Below are 14,412 nucleotides of genomic sequence, written 5' to 3'. Positions count from 1 at the left end.
GCTACGGAACTGTCGCTGTTTCCCGTCAGTCCCGCGGGTCCGCCGCGGCCGCGGTCCTGCGGCGGCGGGCGGTCAGCAGATACGTCGCCGCTCCGGCGGTCACCAGGCCCGCGGCGCCGATCGCCAGGTAGGGGGTGGAGGAACTGGCCCCGGTCTCCGCGAGGTCGCCGGTGTCGGGGCCGGTCTGGGTGAGCGCGTCGCCGCCGCCGGTGGCGCCGGACGCGGCGCCCGTCGACCCGCCGGAGGCGGTGGCGTCGGTAGGCCCGCCGGAACCGCTGCCGCCCGAGGCGCCGGCGGTGCTGCCCGCGGTCCCACCGGACGTGCTGCCCGAGGTGCTTCCTGCGGTGCCTCCGGCCGTCGAACCGCCGGTCGCGGCTCCGCCGTCGGTGGTCCCCTTGGTGCTCCCGCCGGTGGTGGACCCGCTGGTGGAACCGGCCGTGGAGCCGCTCGTGGACCCGGCCGTCGAGCCCGCCGTGGACCCGCTCGTTGACCCCCTCGTGGAGCCGGTGGTGGAACCGGCCGTGGAGCCGCTCGTGGACCCGGCCGTCGACCCCGAGGTCGAACCCGTCGTCGAACCGCCCGACCCGGAGCCGCCCTTGTGCGGGGTCTTGCAGGCGGCCTGCGCCAGCGTCACCGAGCCGCCGACCTCGGCCACGCCCAGGCTCAGCGGGTTGAGGCGCAGGGAGAGCCGCAGAGCGGTCGCGGCCGCCGTGTTCGAGGTGGTCGAGGTCCTGGTGAGGTCCAGGCTCACCCGGCCGACCCCGGGCACGGACAGGTCCGTCGTGCCGACCGTGCTGAGCGCGATGTGCCGGCCGAGCACGGTCAGGCCGAGCAGTTCGGAGTGCGCGGTGGGCCGGTGGCCGGCCTCGCAGGTGGCCGTGGAGGTGATCGCGCGGACGTTGACCAGGGCGAGCAGTGGCAGACCGGGCACATGGACCTGGGCGTTCACGACGTTGGCGTATCCCTCGGCCTCGTGCGCGTCGGCGGTGGCCTTCGCGGTGGCCACATCGGCCCGCAGCATGGTGACGCCGCGCCCGTTCTCCACGCCGCCGCCGACCTTCACGGTGAGCGCGGTCCGCCGGGCGTCGGCGGGCGCGTGCACATCGTTGAGCGACACGTTCACCGGGACGTCCACGGCCCTGCCGAGCAGCGAGACGTCCAGGCCCGCGCGCAGCACCGCCGCGCTCGACGTGCCGCCGCCCGCCGCTCCTGCGGGCGCCGCCTGCGCGGCGGGGGCAAGGACCGCGGCTCCCGCGGCGAGCGCGACGGCGGCGCCGACGGCAGCGGAACGGCGGGTGGAAGAGCGGAAGTTGATGGTGCGGTACACGGTGTGGGACCCCCACGGGTGACATCGGAGAAGACGGATTGCCGCGCGGCAGGGTGTCGTTGGGGACAGCCGCCGGGGCGTCAGGGCAGCCATGTTTACGCACTGAGAGTGAATCCGCGGCTACGCGCAGCCAGTTCACCCATAAGGGTGGTTTTCGTGAACATCTTCGAATTCCGTGGCACGGCAGTTCCCGCGCGTCACTCTCCCGGCAGGAGCACGGCTGCACCCCTGTTGACGTGCCGGGTAGCCAGGACGAGTTCAACGCCCGGCGGCGCGGGCCGTCACGGGCAGGTCAACAGCGCGCCCGCGCACGGCGGCAGCGGCGTACCGTACGCACCGCCCCGGCCGGCGCGCTCACCGTCCCGCGGGTCAGCCCACGACCTTGCCGCGCAGCACGATCCGGCGCGGCGCGGCGAGCACCCGTACGTCCTCGCGCGGGTCCGCGTCGTAGACGACCAGGTCGGCCGGTGCTCCCTCGGTCAGACCCGGGCGCCCCAGCCATTTGCGGGCGCCCCAGGTCGCGGCGGACAGTGCCGCCCCGACCGGCAGGCCCGCGGTGACCAGCTCCTCGACCTCGGCCGCGATCAGCCCGTGCGGCAGGCTGCCGCCCGCGTCCGTACCGGTGTAGACGGCGATGCCGGCGTCGTAGGCATCGCGCACGGTCTCGTGGCGGCGGGCGTGCAGCCGGCGCAAGTGGTCGGACCAGCGCGGGAATTTGGCCTCGCCGGAGTCCGCGAGCCGCGGGAAGGTGGCGATGTTGACCAGGGTCGGCACGATGGCGACGCCGTGCTCGGCGAAGAGCGGGATCGTCTCGTCAGTGAGCCCGGTGGCGTGCTCGACGCAGTCGATGCCGGCGGTCACCAGGTCGGCGAGCGAGTCCTCGGCGAAGCAGTGCGCGGTGACACGGGCGCCCTCCTGGTGGGCGGCGGCGATCGCCTCGGCCACCGCGTCCTTGGGCCAGCACGGCGCCAGATCGCCCTTGTCCCGGTCGATCCAGTCGCCGACCAGCTTGACCCAGCCGTCGCCGCGCCTGGCCTCCCCGCGGACGTAGGCGGTCAGGTCGCCGGGCTCGACCTCGTGGGCGTAGTTGCGGATGTAGCGGCGGGTGCGGGCGATGTGGCGGCCGGCCCTGATGATCCGCGGCAGGTCGTCGCGCTCGTCGGTCCAGCGGGTGTCGCTGGGCGACCCGGCGTCGCGCAGCAGCAGCGCCCCGGCCTCCCGGTCGGCGAGTGCCTGCTTCTCCGCGGTGTCCCGGTCGACGGCGCCGTGCTGGTCCAGGCCGACGTGGCAGTGCGCGTCGACCAGGCCGGGCAGCACCCAGCCGCCGACCTCCACCGCCTCCGCGGCGGGCCGCCGGTAGCTGATCCGGCCGCCGACCACCCACAGCTCGTCGCGTACGTCGTCCGGTCCGGCCAGGATCCGGCCCTTGATGTGCAGCACGTCGCCCATGACGGCACTTTACGAGGTCGCGGCGGTCAGGCGGTCGTCAGGCGGCTGAAGCTGCTGCGGTAGTCGCTGGGGGTCAGGCCGACCCGGCGCAGCAGGTGCTGGCGCAGCGAGTCCGACGTGCCCAGGCCGCTGGCCCTGGCGACCTGGTCGACCGGCAGCGTGGTGGTCTCCAGCAGTTCGCGGGCCCGGTCCAGGCGCTGGTGCAGCAGCCATTGCAGCGGGCTGAGCCCGGTCTCGGCGTGGAAGCGCCGGGTGAGGGTGCGCACGCTGACCGCCGCGTGCCGGGCCAGGTCGGTGAGGGTGAGCGGCTGGTCGAGCCGGGTCATCGCCCAGGCGCGGGTGTCGGCGAAGGACGTGCCGGTCTCCGCGGGCAGCGGCGTCTCGGTGAACTGCGCCTGCCCGCCCGGCCGTACGGGTGCCACCAGGGCGAGCCGGGCCACGCTGTTGGCGACGGCGGCGCCGAAGTCGGTGCGGATGATGTGCAGGCACAGGTCGATGCCCGCCGCGTATCCCGACGAGGTCACCAGCTGGCCGTCCTGCACGAACAGCACGTCGGGCTGGACGTCGACGGCCGGGAAGCGGTCGGTGAACTCGCTGGTGTAGGTCCAATACGTGGTCGCCCGGCGGCCGTCGAGCAGGCCCGCCTCGGCGAGCAGGAAGGCCCCGGTGCAGATCGACGCGACGCGCTTGCCGGCCGCCGCGGCAGCGCGCAGCGCCGCGAGCACCCGCGGGTCGGGCTCCTCCTTGGAGCCGGTGCCCGCCACGATCACCGTGTCGGCCCGGTCCACGGCGTCGAGCCCGCTGCGGATCACCACGTCCGCGCCGCCGCTGGTGCGGACCACGCCGGGCTCCGGGGTGCACAACTCCACCTCGTAGCCGGGCAGTCCGTCGACCTCGACCTTGGCGAAGAGCATGTCGGGCACGGCGAGGTTGAACATCGACACCGGCTGGTGCCCGATGACCACCACGCGGTGCGGGCGGCGAGCGGCGACCGTCATGGCCAGAACCTCCGGGTGTTTGGCATTCCGGCCACTACTGTACGCCGCCGGGCACCGCCAGGCTGGTGGACATGCCACAGGACCTCACCGCACGCACCGGGCAACTCCCCTCCCCCACCGGGGATTCGGCGCCCGCCGCGCGCCCCGCGCCCGCCGGCCGCACCCTGGCCGCCGCGCTGCTCGGCTTCTTCCTCATCACCCTCGACGCCTCCGTCGTCAACGTGGCGCTGCCCGCGATCGGCGGCGACCTGCACGGCGGACTGTCCGCGCTGCAATGGGTGGTGGACGGCTACACGCTGGCCTTCGCCGCGCTGATGCTGTCCACCGGCGCGCTGTCCGACCGGATCGGCGCCGGGCGGGCCTTCACCGGCGGTGTCGCGGTCTTCGCCGCCGCCTCGCTGGCCTGCGGCGCGGCGCCCGGACTCGGCGTCCTGATCAGCGCCAGGGTCCTGCAGGGCGTGGCCGCCGCGGTCGTCCTGCCGTCCTCGCTCGCCCTGGTCAGGCAGGCCTACCCGACGCCGCCCGGCGGGCCAGGGCCATCTCGCTGTGGGCGGTGGGCGGTTCGTCCGCCATCGCGCTCGGCCCGGTCGCCGGCGGCGCGCTGACCACGGCGTGGAATTGGCGGGGCATCTTCCTGGTCAACCTCCCCTTCGCGGCGGTCGCCCTGCTGCTCACCTCCCGCACCGGGCGTACGGAGCGCCGCCGGGTGCCGCTGGACGTCCCCGGCCAGCTCACCGCGGTGCTGGCGCTGGCCGCGCTGACCTTCGCGGTGGTCGAGGGCGGCTCCGCCGGATGGGCCGCGGCGGGGGTGGCGGTCGTCGCGACCGCGGCCTTCTTCGCGATCGAGTCCCGGCACCCGCACCCGGTGGTGCCGCTCGGCCTGTTCCGCAACCCCGTCGTCACCGTCTCCATCGCGGCGGGCTCGGCGCTCAGCGTCGGCTTCTTCGGGATGTTCTTCGTCCTCGGGCTGTACTTCCAGCAGGTGCGCGGGCAGTCCGCGCTCACCGCGGGGCTGATGTTCCTGCCGATGACGGTGCTGATCTCCACGGTCAACGTCGTCTCCGGCCGGCTCAGCAACCGCTACGGCCCGCGCCTGCCGATGATCGCCGGCCAGCTCCTGATGGCCGCGGGCCTGCTCCTGCTGCTCCCGGTCGGCGCCGGCACGCCGGCCGCGCTGCTGGCCTTCGCGATGATCCCGCTGGGCCTGGGCGGCGCGCTGGCGGTGCCGCCGCTGACCGCCGCGGCGATGGGCGCCGTCCCCGCGGAGCGCGCGGGCCTGGCGGCCGGCGTGCTCAACGCGGCCCGCCAGGTCGCGGGCGGCCTGAGCGTCGCCCTCTTCGGCTCGCTGGTCGCCGACCGGGCGCACTTCATGACCGGCATGCGCCTGAGCATCCTGATCGCGGCCGCCCTGGTCTCCCTGACGGCCCTGGCAACCGCGCTCGCCCCCCGCCCGACCCCGGCCGCCCCCTGAGCCACGGATCTTCCCGACGAGCACTCGGTACGTGCGGCGGCGGCAGGTGTGGCAATCTGGATCGGACACCTGGAGTTCACCTTATGGTCCGGTGAACGACCGGTGTTGGCCAGGTCGCGCTGCGCTTGCCTCCCGCGAGGGCGGTCGTCGGCGAAGTGATGAAGCCTTCTTGAAGGAACGGTGCGATGGGCCTCACGCTGGGCGTGGTGGTACTGACGATGGGAAACCGCCCTGCGGAGCTGACGGCGCTGCTGGAATCGGTACGAGCCCAGGACGGCGGCGGCAGCGGCGTGCGGACCGTCGTACTCGGGCAGGGGGCGAAGCTGCCTGAGCTGCCGGACTGGGTGGATGCCGTGGAGCTGCCGGAGAACCTGGGCATCCCAGGCGGGCGCAATGCCGGGGTCGAGCGGCTGCGAGAGACGACCGGCACCGACGTGCTGGTGGTCCTGGACGACGACGGGCTGCTACCCCGTACCGATACGTTCCGGCTGATCCGGGATGCCTTCGAGGAGGATGCGAAGCTGGGCGTCGTCAGCTTTCGGATCGCCGACGAACTCGGGGTCACCCAGCGTCGCCACGTGCCTCGCCTCGGTGGCAATGACCCGCTGCAGTCCGGTGCGGTCACCACGTTCCTGGGTGGGGGGCACGCGATCCGCGTGAGCGTGATCGACCAGGTCGGCCTGTTCCCTGCCGAGTTCTTCTACGCGCATGAGGAGACCGACTTCGCCTGGCGTGCGCTGGACGGCGGCTGGCGGATCGACTATCGCGCCGACATGGTGCTGCAGCATCCCCGCACCGATCCGGCTCGGCACGCGGCCTACTTCCGGATGACGGCCCGGAATCGGGTGTGGCTGGCCAAGCGTCATCTTCCCGCTCTTCTGGTGCCGGTTTATCTGGCGACGTGGGCCGTCTACACGCTGGTCCGGCGGCCGCCGGTTGCCGGGCTCAAGGCGTGGTGGTCCGGGTTCTTCGAGGGTGTCCGGGTGTCGTGCCCTCCGCGGCGGCCGATGCGGTGGAGCACGGTGTGGCAGATGGCGCGGCTGGGCCGCCCGCCCGTGATCTGACGGCCGGCCCACCCCGCCGGGTCAGGACCAGATGGCGTGGAGGGCGTCGATGACCCGCTGACTGTCCGTGCTGGTCATTGCCGGGTAGCAGCCAGTGCATGGACCTCATGGACGGCGTGGTCTCTGACCGCAATCGGAAGGAGCTGATGACAGTCCGCTCGACGATGGCCGTCTACAGCAAGCGAGGAATCCCCGGCGCACCCGAACTCGCGCAGCGAGCAGCCGCACTCACCCGGACCTGAGCTGAGCCGTCACCGGCTCCGCCGCCTGCGATCGTGCCCGCACAGCCGACCCGATGCGTGCTGCGGCTACCGCTCGGCGAGGTCGCCGGCTATCGCGGCGCTGACGAAAGCGGCGAACGCGCCGGCGGGGAAGACCAGCGCCGGGCCGTGGGGGTCTTTGCTGTCGCGCAGGGCGCGGCTGCCGTCCGGGAGGGCGGCGACCTCGACGCAGTCGCCGTTGTTGCCGGAGTAGGAGGACTTCACCCACTCCAGCGTGGGGGCCGAGGCGGACTCGATGTACGGCTTCATCACTTACTCACTTCCTTGAGGGCGTCCTGGATGAGCGCCCGTGACTTGCTGACGCTGGCTGCGGCCACGTTGAGTCGACGGAAAAGCGTGGTGTACGTCTCCACGTCCTCCGGCTCCTCGTAGAAGACCGTGCTGGTCGGCGACTCGGTGTAGATGATGTCCGTCTCGGCCGACGCCGCGAAGCTGATGATCACGAACGGACCGAACAGGCACGCGTTCATGGGGTCTTCCCGCGGGAGCACCTGCAATTGGACGTTCGGCCTGCGGCTGTCCTCGGCCAGCGCTTCCAACTGCGTCCGCATCACTCCCGAGTCGCCGACACGGTGGTAGAGCACGCTCTCCGAGATGATCACCCAGAGCTGCAACGGCACATCCCTGGTGATGAGTTGGCGGCGCTCCCGTCGAACGCTGATCTGCGCTTCCACTTGCTCGGGAGTGGAGTCGGGAGCCTGCAGCTCGATCAGCGCCGAGGTGTACTCCGCAGTTTGCAGCAGGCCGGGCACCAAGTTGGTCTGGACGTTGTACAGCTCGGCGGCGTCTGACTCGATCGCCACGAACGCGGCATAGTCCGAGTCGACGGCCTTCGCGTACTGCGACCACCAACCCTTCTTCTTGGCCTCGCGCGACAGCACCTCGATCGCGTGGCGTTCGGCCGGATCGGTCACGCCGTAGGCGTCCAACAGCGCGCGCAGGTCGGGGAGTCGGATGCCTGACTGGGCGTTCTCGATGCGGCCGACCTTCGACTCGGCCGACCCCAGTACCTGTGCGGTGTCCGCGTGGGTCAGGCCCGCGGCCGTCCGGAGTTCTCGGAGACGTCGCGCAAGGCGTCGCTCGCGGATCGTCGGGTTGCTGTTGATGGGCACGGGAGGTGTCGCCTTCCTGGTCCTTCTTGCTGGCCAAGTGTGCCGCCCGCCGACTGTGAGAGCAACAGGCTTCACGCGTACGCAAAGTGAGGACTTGACACTTCGGGTTTGTCAGGGTGCACACTACTCACAGTGGCAATACGCGACTAATGTACGGCACCCACCGGACCGCGTACGGCCACCGAACACCCTTACGAAGGGGGCCACATGACCGTCCAGCGGACGGAGCTGGCGCACTACCGGCGGTATCGACCTGCGATAGCCGCCGCTCGCGCGACTGCTCGCCGATTATCCAACGAGTGGGGACTCACCGAAGTAGCGGACGCCGTAGCGTCGATCGTCTCCGAACTGGTCACCAACGCCGTCGTTCATGGGCGTGCGGCCAGGGGGAGCCGGGTCAGCGTCGGCTACCACCTGGACGGGGAGCGCCTTCGCGTCGAGGTGCGCGACTGGGCGACCGGTATGCCCAGAACGGTCCGGCGCGCGCCGGGCGACGACGCGGTGCACGAGAGCGGCCGGGGGCTTCGCGTCGTGGCGGGCCTGGCCGACCGGTGGGGCGTGATCCCCCGGGTCATCGGCAAGAGCGTGTGGTTCGAGATCCGGCTGGCGCCGGGACCAGGGAGGAAGCCATGAGGCGTCATATCTACGGCTACATGCTCGCGCACGAGGGCCGGTCGGAAGAGGAGATCACCAACGACGAGCTGCTGCTGTTCCGCTGGGCACAGGTCGAAGGGTACTTCCTGGCGGCTATTTACCAGGAGGTCGACGAAGGCAGCATCGCCGAGTTAACCGAGCTGGTCGGGGAGTTGCGGAACACGGGCGACGGCGCTGTCGTCGTACCGTCCGTCGAGCACTTCGGGACCCACGCCCTGCTCCAGGAGCACCTCTGGGCGTACGTCGTGCACACCGCCGACGCCGAGGTGCACGAGGCGGTGAGCCGGAAATGATCACCTCACCGACGCCCAGGAGCATGTGCGTCTCCAGCATCCGTCTGGCCGCGGAGACCGCGGCGGTCCGCCTGTCGCGGGAGTTCGTCCGGGGGACGCTCCCGGCCTGGGGGCTGCCCGAGCAGATCGACTCCGCCGAACTGATCGTCTCGGAGCTGGTCACCAACGCGGTGAAGAACAGCGCAGGGCAGGGCTACCCGTGTCATGTCGGGGTGCAATTGCGTCTCGTCGGCGGCGGGCTGTACATCGAGGTGTGGGACCGGGGCGCCGGATCACCGGTCATCGCGGCGCCGACTTTCGACGCGGAGGGCGGCAGGGGGCTCTTCCTCGTGGAGTCGATGAGTACGCGCCTCGGAGTCCAGCGTTCCGCGGTCGGCGGGAAGATCGTCTGGGCCGAGTTGGCGCTGTCGCGGCAGGCCGAGGCCGATCAGGACATGGGGACGGCGGACCTGGCGCTCATGCAGCGCGCCCTGGACGGCTTTCCGTACGGCCGCACGCCGTGACCGTACGCGGGTGGCCGGCCGGGGCGGGGGAGCTGCCGGCGGGCCACCGCGTATCGGCGGGCGGGCCCTTACGACCGGGTGCCGTCCACGCGACGGGGGATGCCCAGCGGGTTGGACTCGCGGAGTTCGGCGGGCAGCAGGGCCGGCGGGGTGTCCTGGTAGGCGACCGGGCGGAGCCAGCGTTCGATGGCGGTGGCGCCCACCGAGGTGGAGGTCGAGGTGGTGGCCGGGTAGGGGCCGCCGTGGTGCTGGGCGGGGGCGACGGCGACGCCGGTGGGCCAGCCGTTGACCAGGACGCGGCCGGCCAGCGCGGTGAGGCGGGCCAGCAGGGCCGCCGCGGGACCGCCCTCCTGCTCGGCCTCGGCGGAGCCGAGGTGCGCGGTCGCGGTGAGGTTGCCGGGGAGCCGGTCGAGGACGGCGGCAAGCTCGGCCGCGGACCCGTAGCGTACGACCACGGTCAGCGGGCCGAAGCACTCCTCCAGCAGGGACTCGTCCAGCTCGGGCGCCGCGACGGTGACGAAGCCGGGGCGCACCCCGGTCTCCCCCTCCCCCGCAGGGACGACCGGCGCGGACACGCCGGGCAGCGCGGCACGGGCGGCGGCGCCCTTGAGGAAGGTGTCCCGCATGCGGGAGTCGAGCAGCACGCCGGGCGCAGCCTCGCCCGCGGCGGCGGTGAGCGCGGCCACCAGCCGGTCGCCGTCCTGTCCGGCCGGGGCGAGCACCAGGCCGGGCTTGGTGCAGAACTGGCCGACCCCGAGGGTGAAGGACCCGGCGAGCCCGGTGCCGATCTGCTCGGCGCGCTCGGCGGCGGCGGCCTCGGTGACGACGACCGGGTTGAGGCTGCCCAGCTCGCCGTAGAAGGGGATCGGCTGCGGGCGGGCGGCCGCCGCGTCGTAGAGGGCGCGGCCGCCGGGGACGGAGCCGGTGAAGCCCGCGGCGGCGACCAGCGGGTGGCGTACCAGCTCGACGCCGGCCTGGAAGCCGTGCAGCAGGACGACGGTGTCGGCGGGCAGGCCGACGGAGACGGCGGCGCCGCGCAGCAGTTCGGCGCACAGCGCGGAGGTGGCCGGGTGGTCGGGGTGCGCCTTGACCACGACCGGGCAGCCGGCGGCCAGCGCGCTGGCGGTGTCGCCGCCGGGGACGGAGAAGGCGAGCGGGAAGTTGCTGGCCGCGTAGACGGCGACGACGCCGAGCGGGATCTTCATCCGGCGCAGGTCGGGCCGCGGGATCGGCTGCGCGGCCGGGTCGGCGTGGTCGATGATCACGTCGAGGAAGGCGCCCTCGTCCACGACCTCGGCGAAGGCGCGCAGCTGGTAGGCGGTACGTGCCAGTTCGCCGGTGAGCCGGGGCACGCCGAGCGCGGTCTCGGCGTCGGCGGCGGCGACGACTTCGGCCGCCGATCCCTCCAGCGCCCCGGCAGCGGCCCGCAGCAGCCGGGAGCGTACGCTGCGGTCGGCGAGGGCGGGGATCGCCCCGGCGGCGGCGCGGACGGCGGCGTCGACATCGGCCGCCGCAGCCTCGACGGCGACCTGCTCGCGCTGCTTCCCGCTACGGGGGTCGACGCTCCAGACTGGAACTGCCACCGGAATAACCTCCACATTTCCGTCCTGCATACCGTCATCGTTCTATATACTGAACGACGTCTTCACATGTGAATCTCAGGGGAGCCTACGTCCGGGCCTCCCGGCCGAACAAGAGGGGTCGAGCGCCATGAGTGCTGCCGAGGGAGCCGGTTCCCAGGTCAAGTCCGCCGTCCGCACGGTGGAACTGCTGGAGTTCTTCGCGGGCCGGCCCGGCATGCACAGCCTCGCCTCCGTGCAGGAATCGGTCGGCTACCCCAAGTCCAGCCTCTACATGCTGCTGCGCACCCTGGTCGACCTGGGCTGGATCGAGACCGACGCGACCGGCACGCGGTACGGCATCGGTGTGCGCGCGCTGCTCGTCGGCACCTCCTACATCGACGGTGACGAGGTGGTGGCCGCGGCCCGGCCGACGCTGGACCGGATGTCGGACGACACCAGCGAGACCATCCACCTCGCGCGCCTCGACGGCACGAGCGTGGTCTACCTGGCGACCCGGCAGTCGCAGCACTACCTGCGCCCCTTCACCCGGGTCGGCCGGCGGCTGCCCGCGCACTCCACGTCGCTGGGCAAGGCGCTGCTCGCCACGTATACGGACGAGCAGGTGCGCAAGCTGCTGCCGGAGACGCTGGAGCCGCTCACCGAGCACACCCACACCGACCGGGAGAAGCTGATCGCGGAGCTCGCGGTCATCCGCGAGCAGGGCTTCGCGGTGGACCGCGAGGAGAACACCCTGGGGCTGCGCTGCTTCGGCATCGCGGTCCCCTACCGGACGCCCGCGCGCGACGCGGTGAGCTGCTCGGTCCCGGTGGCCAGGCTCACGGCCGGCCACGAGCAGATGATCAAGGACGCCCTCTTCGACGCCCGCGACCGCCTGCTGCTCGCCACCAGGCACCTCTGACCCCCCGGCCCCGCGCCTACCCGCGACGGCACCGGCCGTAGGGTCGCGGCATGAGCACTCACGGGACCGGGTACGACCCGGAGCTGTACGCGAAGAGGGCCGCCTCCTTCGGCGCGGTCGCCGCCGAATACGCCGCCCACCGGCCCGACTATCCGGCGGAAGCCCTCGCCTGGGCGCTGGCGCCCGCCGCCAAGGCCGATGGAGCGGGCCTCGACGTGCTCGACCTGGCGGCAGGCACCGGCAAGCTGACCCGCGGCCTGGTCGCGCTCGGCCACCGGGTGACCGCGGTGGAACCCGACCCGGCCATGCTCGACGAGCTACGCCGCCAGGTGCCGGCGGCCACCGCGCTCGGCGGCTCCGCCGAGAGCATCCCGCTGCCGGACGCGTCGGTGGACGCGGTGCTGGTCGGGCAGGCGATCCACTGGTTCGACCAGGACCGGGCGCTGCCCGAGATCGCCCGGGTGCTGCGGCCCGGCGGCCCGCTGGCGACGCTGTCCAACGCCGAGGACGACCGGGTCGAGTGGGTCGCCGGGCTCTCCGCGGTCTCGCCGACCCAGGTGTCCTACCTGAGCTGGGCGACCAACCCGGGCCGCAGGATCGCGCCGCACCCGGACTTCTCCGCCGCGGTGGACGCGGACTTCCCGCACACCATGCGGCGCTCGGTCGAGTCGCTGGCCGCCACGGTGGCGACGCACTCGCACATCCTGGTGATGGAGGCCGCAGAGCGGGCGGCTGTCCTCGAAGGCATCAGGGACTACCTGCGCTCGCGTCCCGAGACGTCCGCGGGCGAGTTCGGCCTGCCGCTGGTGACCCGGGTGCAGCGCTGCGTGCGTGCCGGCGGCTGATGCCACCGGCATTCTCCGGTCACAACCCGTCGACCAGCGGTTACCGCGGGAAAGAAAGATGATTCCCGACCTCTGCCCATAGCCTTTCCCCGCTGCTACGCTCTCGCCGCGCCGTGGCGGGGAGGTCCGGGCAGGAAGAGGTGACCGTGGGCACTGCCGTCGACGACGATGCCGCCGCGTTCCACGCGTTCTTCGAACGGCATTACGCCGAACTCGCCCGTCTCGCCCATCTGTTGACCGGCGAGGCGGACGCCGCCGACGACCTCGCGGCGGACGCCCTGGTGGCCCTGTGGCGGCGCTGGGACCGGGTGCGGACCGCCGACCACCCGGTGGCGTACGCGCGCGGTGTGGTGGCGAACCTGGCACGCTCCCGGATACGCAGCGCGGTGCGCGAGCGGCGCCGGGTCGCGCTGTTCTGGTCGCAGCGCCCGGAGCGCACCGAAGGGCCCGACCTGCCCGCGGTGCTCGACCTGCGGGAGGCGCTGCAGCGGCTGCCGTTCCGCAAGCGGGCCTGCGTGGTGCTGCGGCACGCGTTCGACCTGTCCGAGCGCGACACCGCGGCGGCGCTGGGCATCTCGGTCGGCACGGTCAAGAGCCAGACCTCCCGGGGCATCGCGGAGTTGGAAAGGCTGCTCGAACCGTGGACAGCGGAAGCCGATACGGTGCAGGAGGCCGGATCGGCGGCCGGACGAAGGGCCGCCGGTCCCGAACGCCTGCCGCGCGCCGGGCAATCGGACGGCGCGGCCGGCGCGGCAGACGGCGCTGCGGGTGAAATCGGCCCGGGTGCACAGCGATTGCTGGGTGCGGCGGGTCCTGTGACTCGTGCTCGTACTCGTACGGGACGGGGAATGCGATGACCGATCTGCCGGAGCGGCTGCGGAACGCGGCCGACGCCCACCGGCCCGACAGGGAACGGATGCTGGCCAGGGTCGAGCACGCGATGGCCGCCGACGACACCAGGCCGGGAGTGCACGGCTCCGGTGCCCGGGGCCACGACCGGCCGCCCGCGGCGCCCTGGATGCGGGTGACCGCGGTGACGGCGGCGGTGGCGGGCGCGATCGGTATCGGCGGCCTCGCGGTGGGCGCCGTGACCGGCGACAACCAGCCGACCGGCACGGTCGTCACGTCGGGCGACACGGACACCGCGACGTCGCCGGCCGCCCAGAGCGCCACCTCGGGCAGCACCGGCACGCGGGCGCCGGTGCCGCGGCACACCCCTCCGGCCCCCGGGCACCGCAGGGCCGCCACCACCCCGCACGGCACACCCGGCCGCAAACCCCCGGCCGCGCTCCCCTCGAAGCCGCCGAGCGCCAGCGCGCCGGGCACCACGCCGGGGCCGTCGGGCGGGCACGACAGCGGCGCCCAGGCACCGACCAGCGACGGCCCGCTGTCGTCCAACGGCGTCATCGGCTCCGGCAGCAACGACTACTGGACGCAGAGCGACGTCGACCTGGCGACGACCCAGACGCTGACGTCGCTGACGGTGGAGCTGCGGATCGCCAGGAACAGCCACGAGACCAGCACCAACTCGTGGACGACGGTACCGGGCGGCCCCGCCGCCCAGGTCACCGTGGAGGGACAGGACCTGGTCTACCGCTGGACGCTCAACGCCGGGCAGACCCTCGCGCCGGGCACTTACACCTTCTCCGGCCAGTTCAGCCACGACCCGGGACAGGGCGGTACGGACGGCGACGGCTACACGGTCACCGCCCGGTACGGCTCGGGCAGCTCCGCCCAGGTCAGCGGCATCTTCTGAACCGCGGTCAGCGCCCCTTCCGCACGCCCTCGGGCGGCGGCGGGCCGCCGGGACGCGACGCCGGGAAATCTCCCGGAAATAAATCCGGGAAACACGGCAACCTCCCATGCACCGGTGGCGACTTGGGTATGCACCACCCTCCTGCCTCACCCGACCGGTGATGCTCCGGGGCGCGGCG

General features: G+C 72.9%; 13 protein-coding genes and 2 pseudogenes. 9 read left to right on the top strand and 6 right to left on the bottom strand.

Going from position 1 to position 14,412, the window contains the following annotated elements; all coding sequences use genetic code 11:
• Positions 1 to 25 precede the first annotated feature (25 nt).
• From OG900_31095 to OG900_31085, 3 genes are all read right to left on the bottom strand, one after another.
• Positions 26 to 1,327, bottom strand: coding sequence for a hypothetical protein (locus tag OG900_31095; protein ID WUH94138.1), 1,302 nt, complete (start codon positions 1,325 to 1,327; stop codon positions 26 to 28).
• A gap of 369 nt (positions 1,328 to 1,696) precedes the next feature.
• Positions 1,697 to 2,776, bottom strand: coding sequence for an amidohydrolase family protein (locus tag OG900_31090; protein ID WUH94137.1), 1,080 nt, complete (start codon positions 2,774 to 2,776; stop codon positions 1,697 to 1,699).
• 26 nt (positions 2,777 to 2,802) lie between these two features.
• Positions 2,803 to 3,774 (bottom strand): DJ-1/PfpI family protein, encoded by a 972-nt coding sequence (locus tag OG900_31085; GenBank protein WUH94136.1) that lies wholly within the window; start codon positions 3,772 to 3,774, stop codon positions 2,803 to 2,805.
• Positions 3,775 to 3,845: 71 nt separating this feature from the next.
• Between OG900_31085 and OG900_31080 the strand changes: the two are divergent.
• Together OG900_31080 and OG900_31075 are read left to right on the top strand one after the other, a co-directional pair.
• A pseudogene (locus OG900_31080) lies at positions 3,846 to 5,245 on the top strand (MFS transporter).
• A gap of 185 nt (positions 5,246 to 5,430) precedes the next feature.
• Positions 5,431 to 6,309, top strand: coding sequence for a glycosyltransferase family 2 protein (locus OG900_31075; GenBank protein ID WUH94135.1), 879 nt, complete (start codon positions 5,431 to 5,433; stop codon positions 6,307 to 6,309).
• A 308-nt stretch (positions 6,310 to 6,617) separates the two neighbouring features.
• Here OG900_31075 and OG900_31070 read toward each other — a convergent pair whose 3' ends face one another.
• Positions 6,618 to 6,839 (bottom strand): DUF397 domain-containing protein, encoded by a 222-nt coding sequence (locus OG900_31070; GenBank protein WUH94134.1) that lies wholly within the window; start codon positions 6,837 to 6,839, stop codon positions 6,618 to 6,620.
• Positions 6,839 to 7,702, bottom strand: a complete 864-nt coding sequence (locus OG900_31065; GenBank protein WUH94133.1) for a helix-turn-helix domain-containing protein — start codon at positions 7,700 to 7,702, stop codon at positions 6,839 to 6,841. The genes OG900_31070 and OG900_31065 overlap by 1 nt, the downstream gene beginning before the upstream one ends.
• A gap of 207 nt (positions 7,703 to 7,909) precedes the next feature.
• Between OG900_31065 and OG900_31060 the strand changes: the two genes are divergently transcribed.
• From OG900_31060 to OG900_31050, 3 genes are read left to right on the top strand one after another with little or no spacing between them, the layout of a single operon-like run.
• Entirely contained in the window at positions 7,910 to 8,335 is a 426-nt protein-coding gene (locus OG900_31060; GenBank protein WUH94132.1) for an ATP-binding protein, read from the top strand.
• Complete coding sequence (locus OG900_31055; protein WUH94131.1) at positions 8,332 to 8,649, top strand: hypothetical protein; 318 nt, start codon at positions 8,332 to 8,334, stop codon at positions 8,647 to 8,649. Before OG900_31060 ends, OG900_31055 begins: the two co-directional genes overlap by 4 nt.
• A complete protein-coding gene (locus tag OG900_31050; GenBank protein WUH94130.1) occupies positions 8,646 to 9,152 on the top strand; it encodes an ATP-binding protein in 507 nt (168 codons plus the stop codon). The genes OG900_31055 and OG900_31050 overlap by 4 nt, the downstream gene beginning before the upstream one ends.
• A 68-nt stretch (positions 9,153 to 9,220) precedes the next feature.
• On the opposite strand, the gene OG900_31045 is transcribed toward OG900_31050, so the two are convergent.
• Complete coding sequence (locus OG900_31045; protein WUH94129.1) at positions 9,221 to 10,735, bottom strand: aldehyde dehydrogenase (NADP(+)); 1,515 nt, start codon at positions 10,733 to 10,735, stop codon at positions 9,221 to 9,223.
• A 127-nt stretch (positions 10,736 to 10,862) separates the two neighbouring features.
• On the opposite strand from OG900_31045, the gene OG900_31040 reads away from it, so the two are divergent.
• The 4 genes and pseudogenes from OG900_31040 (at position 10,863) to OG900_31025 (ending at position 14,234) form a co-directional block, all read left to right on the top strand.
• A complete protein-coding gene (locus OG900_31040) occupies positions 10,863 to 11,633 on the top strand; it encodes an IclR family transcriptional regulator (protein ID WUH94128.1) in 771 nt (256 codons plus the stop codon).
• 50 nt (positions 11,634 to 11,683) lie between these two features.
• Complete coding sequence (locus OG900_31035; protein WUH94127.1) at positions 11,684 to 12,478, top strand: class I SAM-dependent methyltransferase; 795 nt, start codon at positions 11,684 to 11,686, stop codon at positions 12,476 to 12,478.
• Positions 12,479 to 12,624: 146 nt separating this feature from the next.
• Positions 12,625 to 13,113: pseudogene (locus OG900_31030) on the top strand (SigE family RNA polymerase sigma factor).
• 218 nt (positions 13,114 to 13,331) lie between these two features.
• The gene (locus OG900_31025) at positions 13,332 to 14,234 is read left to right on the top strand and encodes a hypothetical protein (GenBank protein ID WUH94126.1); all 903 of its coding nucleotides are present in this window, start codon (positions 13,332 to 13,334) and stop codon (positions 14,232 to 14,234) included.
• Positions 14,235 to 14,412 lie beyond the last annotated feature (178 nt).

This window comes from Streptomyces sp. NBC_00433, from assembly GCA_036015235.1.
Classification (GTDB): domain Bacteria; phylum Actinomycetota; class Actinomycetes; order Streptomycetales; family Streptomycetaceae; genus Actinacidiphila.
The sequence above is the reverse complement of the archived record's forward strand: the minus strand, read 5'-3'. Positions and strand labels throughout refer to the sequence as shown.

Bases quoted from the DNA above. Each gene is read 5' to 3' on its own strand.
- OG900_31090 (WUH94137.1), bottom strand. From the start codon at position 2,776: ATGGGCGACGTGCTGCACATCAAGGGCCGGATCCTGGCCGGACCGGAC.
- OG900_31085 (WUH94136.1), bottom strand. From the start codon at position 3,774: ATGACGGTCGCCGCTCGCCGCCCGCACCGCGTGGTGGTCATCGGGCAC.
- OG900_31075 (WUH94135.1), top strand. From the start codon at position 5,431: ATGGGCCTCACGCTGGGCGTGGTGGTACTGACGATGGGAAACCGCCCT.
- OG900_31070 (WUH94134.1), bottom strand. From the start codon at position 6,839: ATGAAGCCGTACATCGAGTCCGCCTCGGCCCCCACGCTGGAGTGGGTG.
- OG900_31060 (WUH94132.1), top strand. From the start codon at position 7,910: ATGACCGTCCAGCGGACGGAGCTGGCGCACTACCGGCGGTATCGACCT.
- OG900_31055 (WUH94131.1), top strand. From the start codon at position 8,332: ATGAGGCGTCATATCTACGGCTACATGCTCGCGCACGAGGGCCGGTCG.
- OG900_31050 (WUH94130.1), top strand. From the start codon at position 8,646: ATGATCACCTCACCGACGCCCAGGAGCATGTGCGTCTCCAGCATCCGT.
- OG900_31040 (WUH94128.1), top strand. From the start codon at position 10,863: ATGAGTGCTGCCGAGGGAGCCGGTTCCCAGGTCAAGTCCGCCGTCCGC.
- OG900_31035 (WUH94127.1), top strand. From the start codon at position 11,684: ATGAGCACTCACGGGACCGGGTACGACCCGGAGCTGTACGCGAAGAGG.
- OG900_31025 (WUH94126.1), top strand. From the start codon at position 13,332: ATGACCGATCTGCCGGAGCGGCTGCGGAACGCGGCCGACGCCCACCGG.